17 protein-coding genes are annotated in these 17,561 nt (G+C 61.4%); 5 read left to right on the forward strand and 12 right to left on the reverse strand.

Annotation, left to right across the window (positions count from 1 at the left end):
• Positions 1–7: 7 nt before the first annotated feature.
• The 4 genes from ligD to BK660_RS28265 form a co-directional block, all read right to left on the reverse strand.
• Positions 8–2,587 (reverse strand): DNA ligase D, encoded by a 2,580-nt coding sequence (ligD, locus tag BK660_RS28245; RefSeq protein WP_123436116.1) that lies wholly within the window; start codon positions 2,585–2,587, stop codon positions 8–10.
• Complete coding sequence (locus BK660_RS28250; protein ID WP_123436117.1) at positions 2,584–3,579, reverse strand: methyltransferase; 996 nt, start codon at positions 3,577–3,579, stop codon at positions 2,584–2,586. The genes ligD and BK660_RS28250 overlap by 4 nt, the downstream gene beginning before the upstream one ends.
• A 10-nt stretch (positions 3,580–3,589) precedes the next feature.
• Positions 3,590–4,966 (reverse strand): iron-containing redox enzyme family protein, encoded by a 1,377-nt coding sequence (locus tag BK660_RS28255; protein ID WP_123436118.1) that lies wholly within the window; start codon positions 4,964–4,966, stop codon positions 3,590–3,592.
• Between the two features lie 350 nt (positions 4,967–5,316).
• Entirely contained in the window at positions 5,317–6,042 is a 726-nt protein-coding gene (locus tag BK660_RS28265) for a tellurite resistance TerB family protein (protein WP_123436119.1), read from the reverse strand.
• A 261-nt stretch (positions 6,043–6,303) separates the two neighbouring features.
• Between BK660_RS28265 and pcsA the strand changes: the two genes are divergently transcribed.
• Positions 6,304–7,026: a phosphatidylcholine synthase gene (pcsA, locus tag BK660_RS28270; RefSeq protein ID WP_123436120.1), complete on the forward strand. Its 723-nt coding sequence runs from the start codon at positions 6,304–6,306 to the stop codon at positions 7,024–7,026.
• Between the two features lie 6 nt (positions 7,027–7,032).
• A complete protein-coding gene (locus tag BK660_RS28275; RefSeq protein WP_123436121.1) occupies positions 7,033–7,419 on the forward strand; it encodes a DUF488 domain-containing protein in 387 nt (128 codons plus the stop codon).
• Between the two features lie 130 nt (positions 7,420–7,549).
• Here BK660_RS28275 and BK660_RS28280 read toward each other — a convergent pair whose 3' ends face one another.
• Both BK660_RS28280 and BK660_RS28285 read right to left on the reverse strand, forming a co-directional pair.
• Positions 7,550–8,362, reverse strand: a complete 813-nt coding sequence (locus tag BK660_RS28280) for a class I SAM-dependent methyltransferase (RefSeq protein ID WP_123436122.1) — start codon at positions 8,360–8,362, stop codon at positions 7,550–7,552.
• Between the two features lie 36 nt (positions 8,363–8,398).
• A complete protein-coding gene (locus tag BK660_RS28285) occupies positions 8,399–8,668 on the reverse strand; it encodes a DUF4242 domain-containing protein (protein WP_123436123.1) in 270 nt (89 codons plus the stop codon).
• Between the two features lie 181 nt (positions 8,669–8,849).
• On the opposite strand from BK660_RS28285, the gene BK660_RS28290 reads away from it, so the two are divergent.
• The gene (locus BK660_RS28290; protein WP_123436124.1) at positions 8,850–9,842 is read left to right on the forward strand and encodes an AraC family transcriptional regulator; all 993 of its coding nucleotides are present in this window, start codon (positions 8,850–8,852) and stop codon (positions 9,840–9,842) included.
• 9 nt (positions 9,843–9,851) lie between these two features.
• Here the strand turns inward: BK660_RS28290 and BK660_RS28295 are convergent, their stop codons facing one another.
• The 3 genes from BK660_RS28295 to BK660_RS28305 all read right to left on the reverse strand — a co-directional run bounded on the left by BK660_RS28295 (position 9,852) and on the right by BK660_RS28305 (position 11,739).
• Positions 9,852–11,063 carry a cytochrome c biogenesis protein DipZ gene (locus tag BK660_RS28295; RefSeq protein WP_123436125.1) on the reverse strand — a complete coding sequence of 404 codons (1,212 nt, stop codon included), beginning with the start codon at positions 11,061–11,063 and terminating at the stop codon, positions 9,852–9,854.
• Between the two features lie 151 nt (positions 11,064–11,214).
• Positions 11,215–11,427, reverse strand: coding sequence for a hypothetical protein (locus tag BK660_RS28300; protein WP_123436126.1), 213 nt, complete (start codon positions 11,425–11,427; stop codon positions 11,215–11,217).
• A 48-nt stretch (positions 11,428–11,475) separates the two neighbouring features.
• On the reverse strand, positions 11,476–11,739 hold the full coding sequence (locus BK660_RS28305) for a DUF2790 domain-containing protein (RefSeq protein ID WP_123436127.1): 264 nt from the start codon (positions 11,737–11,739) through the stop codon (positions 11,476–11,478).
• A 307-nt stretch (positions 11,740–12,046) separates the two neighbouring features.
• Between BK660_RS28305 and BK660_RS28310 the strand changes: the two genes are divergently transcribed.
• Together BK660_RS28310 and BK660_RS28315 are read left to right on the forward strand one after the other, a co-directional pair.
• Positions 12,047–12,787, forward strand: coding sequence for a response regulator (locus BK660_RS28310; protein WP_123436128.1), 741 nt, complete (start codon positions 12,047–12,049; stop codon positions 12,785–12,787).
• Positions 12,784–14,094, forward strand: coding sequence for an ATP-binding protein (locus BK660_RS28315; RefSeq protein WP_123436129.1), 1,311 nt, complete (start codon positions 12,784–12,786; stop codon positions 14,092–14,094). Before BK660_RS28310 ends, BK660_RS28315 begins: the two co-directional genes overlap by 4 nt.
• A 154-nt stretch (positions 14,095–14,248) precedes the next feature.
• Here BK660_RS28315 and BK660_RS28320 read toward each other — a convergent pair whose 3' ends face one another.
• The 3 genes from BK660_RS28320 to BK660_RS28330 all read right to left on the reverse strand — a co-directional run bounded on the left by BK660_RS28320 (position 14,249) and on the right by BK660_RS28330 (position 17,297).
• Positions 14,249–14,998, reverse strand: coding sequence for an HvfC family RiPP maturation protein (locus BK660_RS28320; protein WP_123436130.1), 750 nt, complete (start codon positions 14,996–14,998; stop codon positions 14,249–14,251).
• Positions 14,991–15,830, reverse strand: coding sequence for an HvfB family MNIO-type RiPP peptide maturase (locus tag BK660_RS28325; RefSeq protein ID WP_123436155.1), 840 nt, complete (start codon positions 15,828–15,830; stop codon positions 14,991–14,993). Before BK660_RS28325 ends, BK660_RS28320 begins: the two co-directional genes overlap by 8 nt.
• A gap of 144 nt (positions 15,831–15,974) precedes the next feature.
• The gene (locus BK660_RS28330) at positions 15,975–17,297 is read right to left on the reverse strand and encodes an acetamidase/formamidase family protein (protein WP_123436131.1); all 1,323 of its coding nucleotides are present in this window, start codon (positions 17,295–17,297) and stop codon (positions 15,975–15,977) included.
• Positions 17,298–17,561: the final 264 nt, after the last annotated feature.

Here is a 17,561-nt window from a genome sequence, read left to right on the forward strand (position 1 = left end):
CCTCCGATTATTTTTTCATCCCCACCCGCCGTCGCATCTCGGCCGTAATCGTCTGCCGGGTTTTCTTCAGGTTCGCCCATGGCTCGTGACCTACTTCGGCCAGGCGTTCATGCACGTTGTGCACGTTCCATTGATTGCCACCCTTGAGCTCGGCCACCTCTTCGCGAAAGATCGGCACCGATACCGGCAGCCCTTCGCGGGTGCGCACCGCGTACGCGCAAATGGTGGTGGCGCCCAGACCATTGCGCAGGTAATCGATAAAGATCCGCCCTACCCGATTCTTCGGTCCCGACACTGCGGAAAAACGCTCCGGCAAGAGCTTGGCCATGTGGCTGACAATCGCATGGCTAAAGTCTTTCACCTCGTCCCAGCCGAGCTTGCGGGTCAGCGGCACCACCAGGTGAATGCCCTTGCCGCCGCTGGTTTTGAGAAACGCTTTCAACCCCAGCTCATCAAGCACCGATAGCGTCAGTTGAGTCGCCTCGACCATGCTTTTCCAGGGCAGCGCCGGGTCCGGGTCGAGGTCGAGCACGAAGCGATCGGGCCGGTCGAGGTTGTCGGCGGTGGCATTCCAGGTGTGCAGTTCCACGGTGCTCATCTGCACCGCGCCGATCAGCGCTTCGGCGTTGTTGATGATCATCACCGGTTGGCCGGTCAGCTCCTTGTCCAGTGTCGTGATACCTGGAATGGCCAGGCGCTCGGCGTTTTTCTGGAAAAACAGTTCGCCGGCGATACCGTCCGGCGCACGCACCAGCGCCACGGGACGGTCCTTGAGCTCGGGCAGAATCCACTCGGCAACGCTGGCGTAATACTCGGCCAGTTGCACTTTGGTGGTGCCGCTGGAGGCGTCGATGACTCGGTCGGGGTGGGTGATGCGCACCTTGCCTTCGCCCAGACCAATCTGGGATGGCGCGGGAGACTCGGTTTTCTTTTTCGCCGCAGCGGCGGTTTTTTTCTCTGGGGTTTTCACCACGTTCGGGCGCTCCTCAGTGATGCTCTCAGCGGGTTTGTCATCGCGCAGGCCATGGAACACCGCATGGCGCACCGAGCCGTCCTTGGTCATCTCGGCGAAGGCCACTTCCGCCAATAGCGTGGGTTTGAGCCAGTGCACACCCTTGGCGTCGAAACCGGTCGGTGGATTGACCACCGCCGGTTTCTTCGCCAGCAACGGTTTCAACTGCGCGTAGATGCGCTTGAGGGTCGTCTCGTTGAACCCGGTGCCGACCTTGCCGGCGTAACGCAATTTGCCGCTGTCACGGTCATGCAAGCCGAGCAGCAATGCGCCGAACGCGTTGCGAGACCCTTTCGGATCGGTGTAGCCGACCACCACGAACTCCTGGCGATGCTTGCACTTGAGCTTGATCCAGTCGCTGCTGCGCCGGGACACATAAGGCGAGCCCAGACGCTTGCCGATCAGCCCTTCCATCTGCATCTGGCAGGCGCTGTTGAGCAAGGCTTCCGGCGCTTCGCCAAACGAATCCGAGAAGCGCAGCAGCGGGTCGTGATTGGCGTTGAGCACAGTGGACAGCGCCACCCGGCGTTCTTCGACCGGCACCTCGCGCAGGTCCACGCCGTTGAGGTAAGGCAGGTCGAACAGGTAATAAAGGATGTTGGCGCTGGCACCGGAATCGAAGGCGTTTTGCAGCGCCTGGAAGTCCGGCACGCCTTGCTCGTTGGCCACCACCATTTCACCGTCGAGCCAGGCCGATTCAAGCCCCAGCGCCGCGAGCGCTTCGGCTTGTTTGGGCAATTTGTGGGTCCAGTCGTGACCGTTGCGGGTGAAGAGCTTGATGTCGTCGTGATCAATGCGGGCCATGATCCGGTAGCCGTCGAACTTGATCTCATAGCTCCACTCGCCGTCCGGGGCCTTCTCAACCAATGTGGCCAGCTCGGGTTTGAGCTGGTCTGGCAGAGGGGCTTTATGGGCGCCGGTCAGTGGCGCCGATTTTACTTTGGGCACGGCCTTGCGCGCGGGTTGCTTGACGGCTTTGGGTTTAGCCGACGACCTGGATTTTTTGGCGACGATGGTCCGGTCACTCAGCACACTGTCGGGCTCGGCCGCGACCACGTCGTAATCGCTCTCGGGTTTGGCCGCGCTGTCCTGGTGCTTGATCAGAAACCACTGCTCCTGCTTGCCCGGCATGTGCGTGCGTACGAGATTCCACAGACCGCCGAGCTTCTCGCCTTGCAGTTCGAACTTGAGCTTGCCCTTGGCGTAGGCCTTGGCCGGATCCTCCTGTGGAATCCACACGCCACGGTCCCAGACGATCACATCGCCGGCGCCGTAATGTCCTTCGGGGATGCTGCCTTCGAAGGTCGCGTAGTCCAGCGGATGGTCTTCGACGTGGACCGCCAGGCGCTTGACCTTGGGGTCGAGCGACGGGCCTTTGGGCACCGCCCAGCTTTTCAGGGCGCCATCGAGCTCCAGGCGAAAGTCGTAATGCAGGTGCGAGGCGTCGTGCTTCTGTATGCAGAATTGCAGTGCGTGGTCTTTCGCGTTTTTTTTGCCCGTGCTTTTTTTCGCGGCGGGTTCAGAGGTCGCCGAGAAGTCGCGCATGCGGTTGTAGTCGTCGAGGTTCCTGTTCATGGCGCACCCGCTGCTGACTCAACAATCCCCCCGTTGCCGGGGCCGCCCCGCGTGACGACCAGCGCCACCACGGCAATCCGTTCCACCCGTTGATAGCCAGGCGTCAGCAATTCTTCGCCGAACACATCGGGATCGAGTTCGCGGTAGGTCCAGCCGAACATCGGCGACTCCAGACGCGGGGTCAGCGCCTGGAGGAAAGGGTCGTGGCCATCGATCATCGCCACCCCGGTGTACAGCACCAAAGAGCCGCCGGGGGCCAGTCGATTCAGGGCTTGCTCGACAATGCGCAGCGACAGTTGCGCTCCGTGCGCCCCGCCGCCATGTCGGTACGCCCGCTCGGCCGGGTCGGCCATGTAGGGCGGGTTGGCGACGATCAGGTCGAACTGACCGTCGACGTCTTGCAGCACATCGCTGGCCTCGACGCTGACATTGGCCACCTCGGCGAGCGCGGCATTGATCGTGGTCAGGCGCAGCGCCGCCGGGTTGATGTCCACGGCGAGCACTTGCGCTTCACGGCGTGCGCGGGCAATTACAATCGCACCGACGCCGGCACCACAGCCGATGTCGACAGCGCGGCGGATCGGGGCGAAATTCTGTTGCAGATGGGCATGGATCAGCTGCGCAAACCGGTAGGTGTCCGGCCCGAAGAACACCGCGTCCGCCGCGTCAGTGGGAAAGGCGGAATGCACAAACAGCAGGTCATCCAGGCTCGACCAGCGCACCCGGCTTTTCAGGTGGCCATTGCCTTCCTCGAGCACGCCCGCTCGTTGCAACTGCAGCTGCTCATCCTCCGACAACAGACCGGGCTCGAACGGCTGCGACCAACCGAAGACATCGCGCAGGGTCTGGGCCTGTCGGCCGAAGGCGCGATCCAGCACCCGTTGATGGGTCAGCGGTGTCGGCGTGATGAATCGATAACCGTCGGCCTGCAAACGGCGTCCCAGTTGCAGTAATGCCAGGTCGGCAGCGCTCAGGTGTTCTTCCTGATTCATGTAAGGCTCCTTAACGAAGGCTGGACTTGAGCTCGATGAAGCGACGCGTGGCCAGCAGGCCGGCGGGATCGGCATGCCGCTGCGCCGACAACCACGGGATCAGCACCTGCATTTGTTCACCAGCGGGAAGGCCCTCCAGTGCGGATTGCAGGCTCTGGACATCCGGATCGCTGGTCGGCAACTCGGGTTCCACGGCATCGTGGTTGCTGCGGCGATAGGCCGGTGGTGGGCGCTCGGGTGTCCAGTCGCCGGCAATCCAGTCGTGCAGCAGCTGCTTTTCATAAGGGCTGAACACCCCGAACATGGCCGCGCCATCGCCCTCGATCAACTGCCAGAAACGGCTGGCTTGCGGATCCTGGTGGCGCTTGATCCAGCCCTTGTTTTCCAGGGCGGTGAGGAAACCAGGCAACTGCTCGGGCGCCGATAACCATTGGTTGACGGTCTTGCCTTCAAATCGGCAGTAGTCGGAATGCATGTGCTGGCCGAACGGGCGTTTGCGTTCGAGCATATTCAGCACTTCGCGGTAGAGGTCGAACGACTCGATGATCGCCCGACTGCCCTGCCCCAGATCATTCAGCCGATAACCCAGCGCGACCCGCTGCAAAAATTCCTCGCGATCAGCTTCCAGCGGCATCAGTTGCGATACGGCCTGCACGGCTTTGTGCGCATGGCCGGTGCTGGCGTTGTCGATGGTCACATGCAGCGTGAAGTAATACGGATCGATGCCGAGCTCGGTGAGCTCATAGGCGCTGATCAACAGATGCAGCGGCAGTTGTTCATAGCCCAGGTTATAGCCGATTACCTCGGGCAGGTATTCGTCAGCGCACTCACCCAATGCCAGCTGGATCGCGCCTTGCAGGTAGCGCTCGTCGGCGATGACACCGCTGTCTTGCAAGCCCAGTTCGGCTAACAACCGGCGATAAATCACCACATGATTTTGCGCCGGGTTGCCGTCGCCCAGTTCTTCCAGATAGGTGCAGATCAGCCCGTCGAAACGCGGATCGCGCCAGTGTTGCAGCAACCCGGACAGCCAGGCGCCGTCCACCAGTTTGGTCGGGGCAACCGCTTGCAGGAAAAACAGGGCATGGGCCTTGTTGCTGAAGTACTGCCGCCCGCCCCCGGCCTTGCGGGCCTTGAGGTAGTCGGCGTATTGGCGGGCCACTTCGGCAAAGTGCTGCTCGACAAAGTCTTGCAGGGCCGCCAGGTCGTGGGGCATTGCCTGCGGCAGGTCTTGCGCCTGCTGGAGTTGTGCGTGGAGAAATGTCCGCGCAAGCGGCTGGGCGGCGTCGCTCAACAGCAAGTGCTCGTAGGTTTGTTTCAGGCTGCCAGCGGCAGTCATTGCCTGCTCATGGGCAGGCCGGGAGTGAAGTCGTGTCAGGGCAGTCATGGGCGCATCTCTCGGTCTATGGCCAGTGGCAGGACGTTCAAGCAACACGTCTCTACATCAGCAGAGCGACGACGCCGGAGAAAAATTCAATTGGCGTTGAAATTGCCCGGACAGACGGACTTGCGAGTGCCGGAGGATTTACCACGGGTATTGGAGATCGCAGAGGCTTATGGCGTCAGGTTTCTGGTTTGGCGAGACTCGAGTCAGACGGTTGACCGCGTTATCGTTCTTCGCGAGCAAGCCCGCTCCCACATTCGACCAAGTTCTACCTGTAGCACGCGGTTAAATGTGGGAGCGGGCTTGCTCGCGAAAGCAATCTCATGAACAACACAGTTTTTATGGCTGTTCCGTCAGGCACCTCCACCCTTGGCCTGTTGCTCCAGATGCACCTGCAGTTCAGGCTCTATCTTCAACGCCCCCGCCAGCTCATCCAGATAATTACGCTCAGCCTCCCCCTGATCATTCACCAGCATCACACTCGCCAGATACATTTCCGCCGCAATCGCTGGATCGGTCGCCGACACCGCCACATCGTTGGCATCCAGCGGCCGGGCGACCTCTTCATCCAGCCATTGCTGAAGGTCCGGGTCATCGGTGTGTTTGCCGATTTCCGCGCTGATCATCCCCTTCTCGGCGTCATCAATCCGGCCATCGGCCTTCGCCGCCGCAATCAAGGCGCGCAGCACCGCATGGCTGTGGTCCTCGACTTCCGGGCCGGACAACAGATCCACCGTGCGCGGCGCCTGTTGCGGGGCCGAGGCCTGACTGCGCTGCCAGGCCTGATACGCCTGAAAAGCCATCATCCCCAGCGACGCCAGCGCCGCATAGTTGGTGCCGCCACCGGAACGCGTCTGGGTCGAGCCGCCCATCGGTGAACCGCCGCCGAGCAAACCACCGAGCAATCCACCCAACCCGCCTCCGCCACTGCTGGAACCCGTGCCGCCACCCATCAAACCGCCCAGCAATCCGCCAAGGCCGCCGAGCGGATCTTGCGACGAAGCGCCACCGCCGCCCTGTTGCGCCCTCGAGCCCTGGCCGGCCCGCAGTAATTGTTCGAGCAAATCGCTGGTGTTCATGACGACGTCCTCATCAAACGAAAGTGACCCAGTCAGGCAACGATAGACCTCGCCCGCCAATGCGCCACCACCGTTGGGCTGACATGAAACCTGTTCACCCCAATGAATACGCCGGTTTTTTCCGGGGTATTGGCTAAGATTTACTGATGGTGAACCTTATTCCCGATTTTCCGGTCGATACCTGCAACCCGACCCGGTTTGCCGACACCCCCACTTGAAGGGGTGATAACAGGCTTGCTTCACTTTTTGGAGAACGCCCCCGTGATTTCGACCTTACACCTTGCCAGGCTCAAAGCATGGGGCGCCCATGGTTTTACCGCCACCGGTGTAGTAACTGCCTTCCTCGCCACCCTGGCATTGCTGGAAAACCAGCCGACCCACTGCCTGCTGTGGCTGGGTGTCGCGTTGATCGTCGACGGGCTGGACGGCGCACTCGCACGCAAGGTCAACGTGCAGTCGGTGTTGCCCAGTTTCGATGGCTCGATCCTGGACTTGGTGATTGACTACCTGACCTATGTGTTTATCCCGGCGCTGTTCATCTATCGCTACATCCCGCTCCCGGACTACACGCTGCTGCTGTCCGTTTCGCTGATTCTGGTGTCGTCGCTGTTCTGCTTCTGCAACGTCAACATGAAGAGTAAAGACAATTACTTCCAGGGCTTTCCGGCCGCGTGGAACGTGGTTGCGCTGTGCCTGTACATCATCGCGCCGTCGCCGTGGATCACTTTACTGACCGTCATTGGCCTGGCCTTGCTGACTGTCACCCGGATGAAGTTCCTGCACCCGTTTCGCGTGCGCCGCTTCATGCCGATCAACATCGCCGTGACGGCGATCTGGCTGCTGTGCAGTTTGTCGCTGGTGATCAATCATCCGGTGATCAACCCGATGGTGATGGGGCTGTGGTTGCTGATGTCGGCGTATTTTTTGGGGATTTGCATCTGGCGCACGGCACTGGAATGGTTTGACGGCTCGCGTCACTCGTAGTCCGCCATGGCCATTCATATCGTTCGACTCGGCTCACCGCGCATGCCCGATGAAGGCCTGCGCCTGGGCACGGTCCGCCGCCCGCCCCGAGGCGTACCGAAGGCCGAGTTTGCCAGTCGTGATTTTTATGATGTGTGGCAACCGCTGCTGTCGCCCAGCGCGCAATTGGTCGCCGAGGCCAAAGTGGCCGCTGATGACAAGGCCTGGGACGCGTTCAAACGCAAGTTCAAGGCTGAAATGAACCACCCCGCGCCGAGCCAGCTACTCGACCTGCTAGCCGCCCTCTCCCATCAAACCTCATTGGCCCTGGGTTGTTACTGCGAGGCAGAAGCGCACTGCCATCGCTCGGTATTGCGCGAACTCCTGACAGCCCGAGGCGCCAGCATTCAGTAAATCTCATAAACACCACAAAACCCCTGTGGGAGCGGGCTTGCTCGCGAAGGCGGTGTGTCAGTCAATGTAGATATCGACTGATCCGCCGCCTTCGCGAGCAAGCCCGCTCCCACATTAGATCTACGCCGAATCAGCGTCTTGTGATGACTACTTCGAGGTATTCACTGGGCACCACCAGCGAATGCTCTCCCGCCCGGTTCATCCGGTTCAGCAGCTCGGTCAGGTCCTGCTCGAACGCCTTGGCGCCGTCGGGCGGCAGCGCGGCGAAAGCTTTGTGGACCGGCCCGTACCAGTTACGGAAGATGTCGATGAAGTGCGCCGCCGAGCGATAACGGAAGTTGAACGTGCGGCGCGTCACCTGGACCAGGAAGTTGCGTTCATCGAAGTGTGTGTGCAACCAGGCTTCCGTGCCCCAATTGGACGGTGGCTGTGCCCCCGGCGGTGGCGGCAGGTGCCGGCCCAGGGTCTTGAATACCTGCCCGACAAAGCCTTCCGGCGTCCAGTTGGCCAGGCCGATCCGCCCACCGGGGCGGCAGACTCGCGCCAGTTCTGCGGCCGCTTTGGGCTGGTCGGGCGTGAACATCACGCCGAAGGTCGACAGCACGGCATCGAAGCTGGCGTCAGCGAACGGCAACGCTTCGGCGTCGGCCACCTGGAAGGTCACTTCCAGGCGTTCTGCCCTGGCCCGGTCTTCGCCACGTTCCAGCAACGCGGCCACGTAGTCAGTCGAGGTGACGTTGCAGCCCCGGCGTGCGGCGGCGAGCGTCGCGTTGCCGTTGCCGGCAGCCACGTCCAGCACCCGCTCGTCACAGAGCAGGTCGCAGGCTTCGGCAAGTTGCTCGCCGACAATCTGCAAGGTGGTGCCGATGACGGCGTAGTCGCCGCTGGCCCAGGAGGCCATCTGGCGGTTTTTCAGGGCAGTGAGATCAATCGGTGTACTCATGAAGTCTGCTCCGTACGGATAGCAACCGACCGCGGCCTATTCCGCCGTGGTGGGATCGATAATGCTTGCCACTTGGGAAATACGACTGGCCGGGAAACCACTGCGGGTCGCGTGTTCTTTGATGAGCGCTTCGCTGGGTGAGATGTACACGCAGTAGAGCTTGTCACCGGTGACATAACTCTGAAGCCACTGCACCTCTGGCAATTCGCGCAACACGTTGCAGGACTTTAGCGCGGCGGCTTTCAAATCCCGTTCTGACAGTGTTCCAGCGCCGGGGATCTCGCGTTCTATGACGAACTTAGGCATGGCAACCTCTCATTTTTGTTATTGATGACAGGGTCGGTAGTGGCCCTGTGAGTGAACTATCACCCCGGCGCACGCCGGCGTCCTGCCCGATCGTCGGCCAACCTTGTCCGATCGTCCGGAGGTTGGCCGCCTTCCGGCGACAGGCTCACAATCAATGCGATCTCTACACCGGAAAACCGCCATGGACGCCCTGTCCCAAACCTTGCGGGTCGTGCGCCTGGTCGGCGCTATTTTCATCAATGCCCGATTCACCGCGCCCTGGTGTTACCAGTCGCCCAGCGCCGACACGGCGGCGCCGTTTCTGGAACCCGGCGCCGAACGCGTGGTGATCTTCCACCTGATCACCGAGGGCGAGTGTTACGTCGAACTCGGGGATGATCCGCCGCTGTTGCTGACGGCTGGCGACGTCGTCGTGTTCCCGCAAGGTGACGCCCATCGCATGTGCTCCAAACCGGGACTTCCGCCCGCCAAAGGTGCGCGGCTGGACGTGGTGCTGGCGCGCCGTCCGCGGCAATTGAGTTATGGCGGAGGTGGTGCGGTCACGCGCTTGGTGTGCGGTTATCTGGCGTGCGATACGCGACTGGCCGGCATGTTGCTGACCGGGCTGCCAGCGGTGGTCCGGGTCAACGTGCGCGGCTCGAATGCCGGCATGTGGCTGGAATCTTCGGTGCGTTACGCGCTGGCCGAAGCTCGCTCGCCAAGGCCGGGTGGCGAAGGCGTGCTGGCGAAACTGGCCGAGGTGTTGTTCATCGAAGTGCTGCGCCTGCACATGAACGAACAGGGCGAAGGTCGGACCGGCTGGCTGGCCGGGGTCGGAGACCGGATTGTCGGTGCCGCTTTGAATGCACTGCACAACACACCCTGCCACACCTGGACGCTGGATGAACTGGCGCGTACGGCCGGCACCTCACGATCGGTGCTGGCCGAGCGCTTTCAACAATTGGTGGGGAGTTCGCCGATGCAGTACCTGACGCAATGGCGGATGTTGCTGGCGGCCAACCTGTTACGCAGCAGTAACAGCTCATTGATGCGCATTGCCGAAGAAGTGGGTTACCAGACCGATACGGCGTTCAGTCGGGCGTTTCGTCGCGAGTTCGGTGCACCACCGGCCGCATGGCGGCGCAGTCAGGCGAAAAAGTCAATGGCCCACGGCGCGGAGCCTGTGGGCCATTGATTGGATCGCTTACGCTGCCGGGGCTTTCGCCTCTTGCAGCAGTTGCTGGATCATCTTCTCCTGCGTCTCGTAGCTGCCTTCGCCGAAGTGGGTGTAACGCACCTGGCCCTTGGCGTCGATCAGGTAGTGAGCGGGCCAGTACTGGTTATCGAAGTTGCGCCAGATCGCGTAGTTGTTGTCGATGGCCACCGGGTAGGTGATGCCGAGCTTTTTCACCTGGTCCTTGACGTTGTCGATGATCCGTTCGAAACCGTATTCAGGGGTGTGCACACCGATCACTACCAGGCCGTCCTTCTCGTATTTCTTCGCCCAGTCCTTCACATACGGCAGCGTGTGCTGGCAGTTGATGCAGTCGAAGGTCCAGAAATCCACCAGCACCACTTTGCCTTTCAGCGATTCGTTGGTCAGGGCCGGCGAGTTGAGCCATTCGACGGCGCCGTTCAGCGACGGCATGGCGCCTTGGGCGTTGTCCATCGAGGAGTCCGCTTTCACTTTGCTGACGAAGTAGTCGACCACTTTCGGCACGGTTTCCAGCACGCCTTTCTCAAGGCTGCTGACGCCTTCGGACGAGGTGCCGGCCAGCAGGGTTTTGTCAGCGCCGGTGGAAATCACGGCCGCAGCCGCCAGCACCGCAACACCTGCACCCTTGCGCAGCCAACCGGTGACCGGTATCGACGCTTTCAAGCGATTGACCAAGCCGCGACCGGCGAAGATCAACGTCCCCAGAGACAGCGCGCTGCCCAGACCGTACGCCAGCAGCAACAGACTGGTCTGCGCATTGGCGCCTTGCAGCATGGCACCAGTGAGGATCACACCGAGGATCGGCCCGGCACACGGTGCCCACAACAGACCGGTGGCCACACCGATCATTACCGAACTCAACGGGCCGGACATTTTGCGGGTGTCGGGATCAAGGCGATTGCCCAGTGCCACGAACGGACGGGCCATCCAGTCACCGATCCGGGCCGAAATCAGCGACAGGGCAAACAGCACCATCACGAACAGCGCGACATGGCGACCGGTGTTGTTGGCTTGCACCACCCACTCACTGCTGACCACCGCCAGGCTGGAGATCAGGGCGAACGTCAGGACCATGCCGCCGAGAGTCAGCAGGATGGAGGAACGGGTACGTTTGACCCCGGCGAACAGGAACGGCACGACCGGCAGGATGCAGGGACTGAGGACGGTCAATATGCCGCCCAGGAAAGCGATGAGAAACATGGGATCACCTTGAAATAATGAAGGGCGACAGTTCACACAATCCCTGTGGGAGCGAGCCTGCTCGCGATAGCGGTGTATCAGTCGGCATCATTGTTGTCTGACACACCGCTATCGCGAGCAGGCTCACTCCTACAATGGGGCGGTGGGGTTATCAGGCAGTCTGGCTATCCAGTTGCTGCCCCTGGGGCGTGCGGCTATAACCATCCTCGGCCAGAAATGCGTTGGAATCCTTGTGCGCCACCGGCGTCAGCTGGAAGCAGGTGGCGCTGCCACAACTGTTCTGTTCAACAGCGGCGTTGGCATGGGCGGCGGCGCCGGCGACGGAGAAAGCAATGGCGGTCAGGTAGCGGCTTACGTTGTTCATGATGGTCTTCCTGTTTCAAAGGGGGTGGGCAATGGGTGAACGCAGCAATCAGTTGTCCGAGTTGCAGCTGTCAGCCACTTTGCGGTAATCAAGAACCTGGGTTTTGTTCTGCGAATCCAGGTACGTCAGTTGCGCATCCACCACGCCACAGACCGGGGTCGCGTTCTGTTTCAGCGACACGACCTTCTTGATGTCCAGATGGGTGCCGTAGGTGTAGGTTTTGGCTGTAACGTCTGCTTCGGCACGGGCCGACAAGGTGCAGATGTTCAGGGCTGCAAACAGGCAAGCGGCGTAGATGGCTTTAGTGTTCATGGCGGTTTCCTCAAGGCTTCAATGGGTAGGTCGTTCAATTGAGCCGAGGCGGTGTGGTTTGCCTCGTTGGAACCTATTAGAAGCCTGCGAGGTATCTGGTCTGTGTCGAGAACAGACGCGTATAAATCGGTACGTATCAAAGCCGCCCCCTGATACACAGCGATACAAAACCCCTGAAAAACCGTGTTTTTGCGTCTGCGTGTATCCGCCGCCAAGGCAGATACACTGCAATACAAAGGGTGGCGGGCAAGCGGGCCAAGGCTCGATAGACTGCGTGGCATCCCCCACTTACAGAGGCAAGGCCCCCATGGAGCACGTCGATCACATTCTCATCGTCGACGATGACCGCGAGATCCGGGAACTGGTAGGCAACTACCTGAAGAAGAACGGCCTGCGCACCACCGTCGTCGCTGACGGCCGCCAAATGCGTGCCTTCCTGGAAACCACGCCGGTGGACCTGATCGTGCTCGACATCATGATGCCCGGCGACGACGGCCTGATGCTCTGCCGCGAACTGCGCGCCGGTAAACACAAGGCCACGCCGGTGTTGATGCTCACCGCGCGAAACGACGAAACCGACCGCATCATCGGCCTGGAAATGGGCGCCGACGATTACCTGGTCAAACCCTTCGCCGCCCGCGAGCTGCTCGCCCGCATCAACGCCGTGCTGCGCCGCACGCGCATGTTGCCGCCGAACCTGGTGGTGACCGAAAGCGGCCGGCTGCTGGCCTTCGGTCGCTGGCGCCTGGACACTTCGGCCCGGCACCTGCTGGACGAGGACGGCACCATGGTCGCGCTGAGCGGCGCCGAATACCGGTTGCTGCGGGTCTTCCTCGATCACCCGCAGCGGGTGCTCAATCGCGATCAACTGCTGAACCTGACCCAGGGCCGCGACGCCGACCTGTTCGACCGCTCCATCGACTTGCTGGTCAGCCGTTTGCGCCAGCGTTTGCTCGACGACGCCCGCGAACCGGCCTACATCAAAACCGTGCGCAGCGAGGGCTACGTGTTTTCGCTGGCAGTGGAAGTACTCGGTGCGCCCTCATGAACCTTGCGATTCGCTGGCCCCGTACCCTCGCCTCGCGGCTGTCGCTGATCTTCCTCGTCGGCTTGATCCTCGCTCAGGCGCTGTCCTTCGGCGCGCAGTATTACGAGCGTTACGAAACCGCGAAAAACACCATGCTCGGCAACCTCGAGACCGACGTCTCGACTTCCATCGCCATCCTCGACCGCCTGCCGGCCACGGAACGGGCGAGCTGGCTGCAGCAACTGGAACGGCGCAACTACCGCTATTTACTGGATGAAGGCTCGCCGGGCACGGCGATGCGCGACACGCCGATTGCCGTGACGTCGATCAAGGACGCTATCGGCAAGGACTACCCGATGACCGTGACCGACATCCCCGGCCCGATCAAACACTTTCAGGTCCACCTGAAACTGGCCGATGGCAGCCCGGTGACCATCGACGTGCGTCCGTCGATGGTGCCGCTGTCGCCGTGGTTGCCGTTCGTGTTGCTCGGGCAATTGGCGTTGCTGATCGCCTGCACATGGCTGGCCGTGCGCATCGCCATTCGCCCGCTGACACGCCTCGCCCAAGCCGTGGAAACCCTCGACCCCAATACTCACGCCGTGCACCTGGACGAAAAAGGCCCGACCGAAGTCGCCCACGCGGCCAAGGCGTTCAATGCCATGCAGGCACGCATTGCCGCGTACCTCAAGGAACGCATGCAACTGCTGGCGGCGATTTCCCACGACCTGCAAACCCCTATCACCCGCATGAAGCTGCGCGCCGAGTTCATGGACGACTCGGTCGAAAAAGACAAACTGTGGAACGACCTTGGCGAGATGGAACACCTGGTGCGCGAAGGCGTGGCGTACGCGCGCAGCATTCACGGTTCTACCGAAGAAAGTCGGCGTACCGACATGGACTCATTCCTCGACAGCCTGGTGTTCGACTATCAGGACATGGGCAAAGACGTGCAACTGGGCGGCAAAAGTGAAGCCGTCATCAATACTCGACCCCATGCGTTGCGCCGGGTGTTGGTGAACCTGACCGACAATGCCTTGAAGTTCGCGGGCGCGGCCGAACTGAAGGTGGAAAGTAAAAACGGCAGCCTGTCGGTGAAAGTCATGGACCGCGGGCCGGGCATTGCCGAAGAAGAGCTGGCACAGGTGATGGAGCCGTTTTACCGGGTGGAAAATTCACGTAACCGCAGCACTGGCGGCACCGGTCTTGGGTTGGCGATTGCCCAGCAACTGGCGCTGGCCATTGGCGGTTCTCTGGTCTTGAGTAATCGCGAAGGTGGGGGGTTGTGTGCGGAGCTGAAGTTGCCGATTCGGTCTGTCAATCAGTAAACCTGTGGGGAATCTTCAGGCACACCCCTTAAAACTGTGGGAGCGAGCCTGCTCGCGAAGGCGGAGTGTCAGTCGATAATTACGTTGGCTGGCACACCGTATTCGCGAGCAGGCTCGCTCCCACAGGGTTAATGCGGTGTTTGGGTAATGGTGGTCAACCGACCACCCCTTCCCAATGCATCTGACGCAACAATGCTGTACCGCTCTCCATGAACTCCGCCGAACCGCTCGCCCCCGCCTCGACCGCCAAGCCTTCCAGTTGCGCACGTCCATCCAGCTCGGGAAACTCCCCGATCCGTTGCAACAACCGCCACGCCAACGGGCTCAGTTCGGAAAACTTCACGCTCCAGTCCTCCGCCCGGCGCACCAGCAACAAGGTCGGCTGAGCCGGTGCTGCCTCGGGTTGAAAATCCGGCCCGACCAACTGCACCGGCCAGGCATACGCCAGCGGCCACGCCAGTGGCGAAACCTGCAACGGCCGCGCCAGGATCAACGCCGCATCACTCGGCGCCAACGGCTCGGCATCGGACTGCTGCAACGCCATCTCCACCCATTCGTAATGCGCCAGTTCCACCATGAACGGCGGCCAGGTGCCCTCGCCCAATGCCTGCGGATCTGCCGCGAGAAACTCGATAAATTCCTTGGCGATCTCGCCGAATTTCGGGGTCTGCGCGCGGTAATCCCGCAGGAAAATCCGCACCAGCGTGCGCCACTGTTCATCACCGAGAATCTTGATCAGCACCGGGAACGTCCCGCTGAGCAACGTCGACAAGTTGGCGAAAATCAGGTCGCGATACACCTGGGCCCGCGCGATATCCATTTCGCCGGGGGGTGCGAAATGCTCGGGATCGCGCAAGTAGCGGCCCAAGGTGGTTTGCTGTTCAAACAGGCTCGGCTTATCCACGGTTCATCCCCTCGGTTTGCAAGCGGCGAATGGTCTGCAATTCGGCCACCAGTTCAGAAAATGCCGGGAAGTTGAAATCCCGTTCCAGCAGTGTCGGTTGCGCGCCGAACCGGGCATACGCCTGAGCCAGCAACGACCAGACCACCGGTTTCACCGAGGCGCCGTGGGTGTCGATTTTCAAGGTGTCGGATTCGTCGAAGTGCCCGGCCACGTGCATGCCCACCACCCGGCCTGAATCGATAGTGGCCAAAAAGGTCAGCGGATCAAAACCGTGGTTGATTGAATTGACGTACACGTTGTTGACGTCGAGCAGCAGGTCGCAATCGGCCTCACGCAACACTGCGTTGGTGAAGGTCACCTCGTCCATGTCCTGCTGTGGCGCGGCGTAATAGGAAACGTTTTCCACCGCCAGGCGCCGGCCGAGAATGTCCTGGGCCTGACGGATGCGTGCCGCCACGTGGCGCACCGCTTCTTCGGTAAAGGGCAACGGCAACAGGTCGTAGAGATGGCCGTCATCGCTGCAATAGCTCAAATGCTCGCTGTACAACGGCACCTTGTATTGGTCGAGAAACACCCGGACTTCTTGCAGGAACCCGACGTCCAGCGGCGCCGGTCCGCCGAGGGACAACGACAAGCCGTGACAGGACAAAGGGAATCGCTCGGCCAGGGTACGCAGCGCATGGCCGTGGGCGCCGCCAATGCCGATCCAGTTTTCCGGAGCGACTTCGAGAAAGTCGAAATCGCCGGTACGGGCGGCCAGAAGGTCTTTTATTAAGCCGCGACGCAGGCCGAGCCCGACGCTGGCCTTGGTAAGTGTGGAAGAGGTCTGCATGGTGTCGATCTCAATGATTGCCATAACGGAATCACAGTTAATCGAAGCGCTGTATCGGGGCTGTGTTCGGTTGCGGCAGAAATTCGGGGGGGATGTATCAGCAGCGGGTCTGTACACACTTCGGTACAGACCCGTGGATGGACGTTACGCCAGGTCGTATTTTTCGCGCACCAGGTGCCCGATGCCGATGCGGTCCAGCACGGTCATCGGGCACAGGAACGTCACGCGCACGGTGCCGGGCAAACGGCTGATGTCGATGGAGCCGGTGATGGTTGCGCGGTTGAGCACCTCGTCATACGGCAGGCCGGTGACCGAGGCTGCGCGCTTCAGGCCGTTTTCCACGGCGACGTTGAGGTTCTCGCCACTGCCAATAAAGGTGATCGGACCGCTCTGCTCGATCTCGTGCTGGCCCCAGCGCTCGCCCAGGTCACGGACTTTCTGCCGCTGTTCGGCCGTCATCGGCCGGGCCATGGGCGGCAGGTCATCCAGGTTTTGCAGGAGGATCGGGCCTTCCAGCGTCAGGTGCTTGATCACTTGCACCTGCACTTCGGTTTCCCCGGAGCAATCGGTGGCGTGCCCGGCGATCTCGCCGTTGCCCTGCTGGGCATGCATGTCGCCCATGTACAAGCCGGCGCCGGGCACTTTCACCGGACAGATCAGCACGCAGCCTTCGCGGATCGAGTTGGTGTCCATGTGACCGTCGGTTTTCGCCGCGTGCAGCTCTTCGCGGGTCATGCCGAAACGGTGTGGCGCGTTGATCAGGTATTGGCCGAAATCGGCGCAATTGTGCGAGTCCGGCAGGTCACGGGACGGCGTGGTGCCGATGTTGCCGAGAAACGGGCGCATGTGCGCGGCGACGCCGGGGATGTCGGCGCGGGCCAGCGACAGGATCGAATGCTGGGCGGCGAATTCCGGCAGTGCCGACATCTCGGAGGCATTGCCGGCCAGGCGATTGGCGACGTCCTGATTGACGGTCAGGCTGACCTGGTTTTGCGCATCGAACACGATCACGTAACCGTGGCTGAAACGAAACGCGCTGACTTCGGCACCGCAGTTGTTGCAACGAATCGAGTCTTCGCCGATGCCTTCGACGTGGCTGGCCGGGTGGTCGGTGCCGCACTTGGAGCAGAATTTGGAGACGAACGGGTCGCCGTTGTAGCGCCCCTCGACAAAACTCATGACCCCGGACGACGTCGCCAAGGAGGTCACGCGCATGCTTTTGATCTTGATCGCCACCGCATCGCCGACTTCGGCGCCGGCGATGGCCACCGGTTGCGTGACTTCGTGGCCGCCTTCGAACGCCGGCGTGATCATCGGCCCCCAGCAGCCCGGCGGCGTGCCGGTGATCAGCGTGCCACCGTCGGCCAGCGGCCCGAGCATGGGCTCGCTTGGGCCGATGATGCCTTGGGTGTAATGGTCGACGCGCAGGCGATTGACGGGGGTGGTTTCAGACACAAGCGTAGTCATCAGGGGGTTCCCTTCACGGATTGAGAATGCCTGCGCGGAACCGGTGTTCGGGCGCTGGATGGCTTGTACAGTTCATCGCAGGTTTGTATCCGGGCTGTGTTCGGCAATGGCCGGCAGTGGCTGAAACTGTATCGGGAGCGGGTTTAGATACAGTGCGATACACACCGCCATTTCCCCCTGGAAACACAAATCCCTTGTGGGAGCGGGCTTGCTCGCGAAGGCGGTGCGTCAGTCGATATTTATGGTGACTGACACACCGCCTTC

Source organism: Pseudomonas brassicacearum, from assembly GCF_003732265.1.
Taxonomy (GTDB): domain Bacteria; phylum Pseudomonadota; class Gammaproteobacteria; order Pseudomonadales; family Pseudomonadaceae; genus Aquipseudomonas; species Aquipseudomonas brassicacearum_D.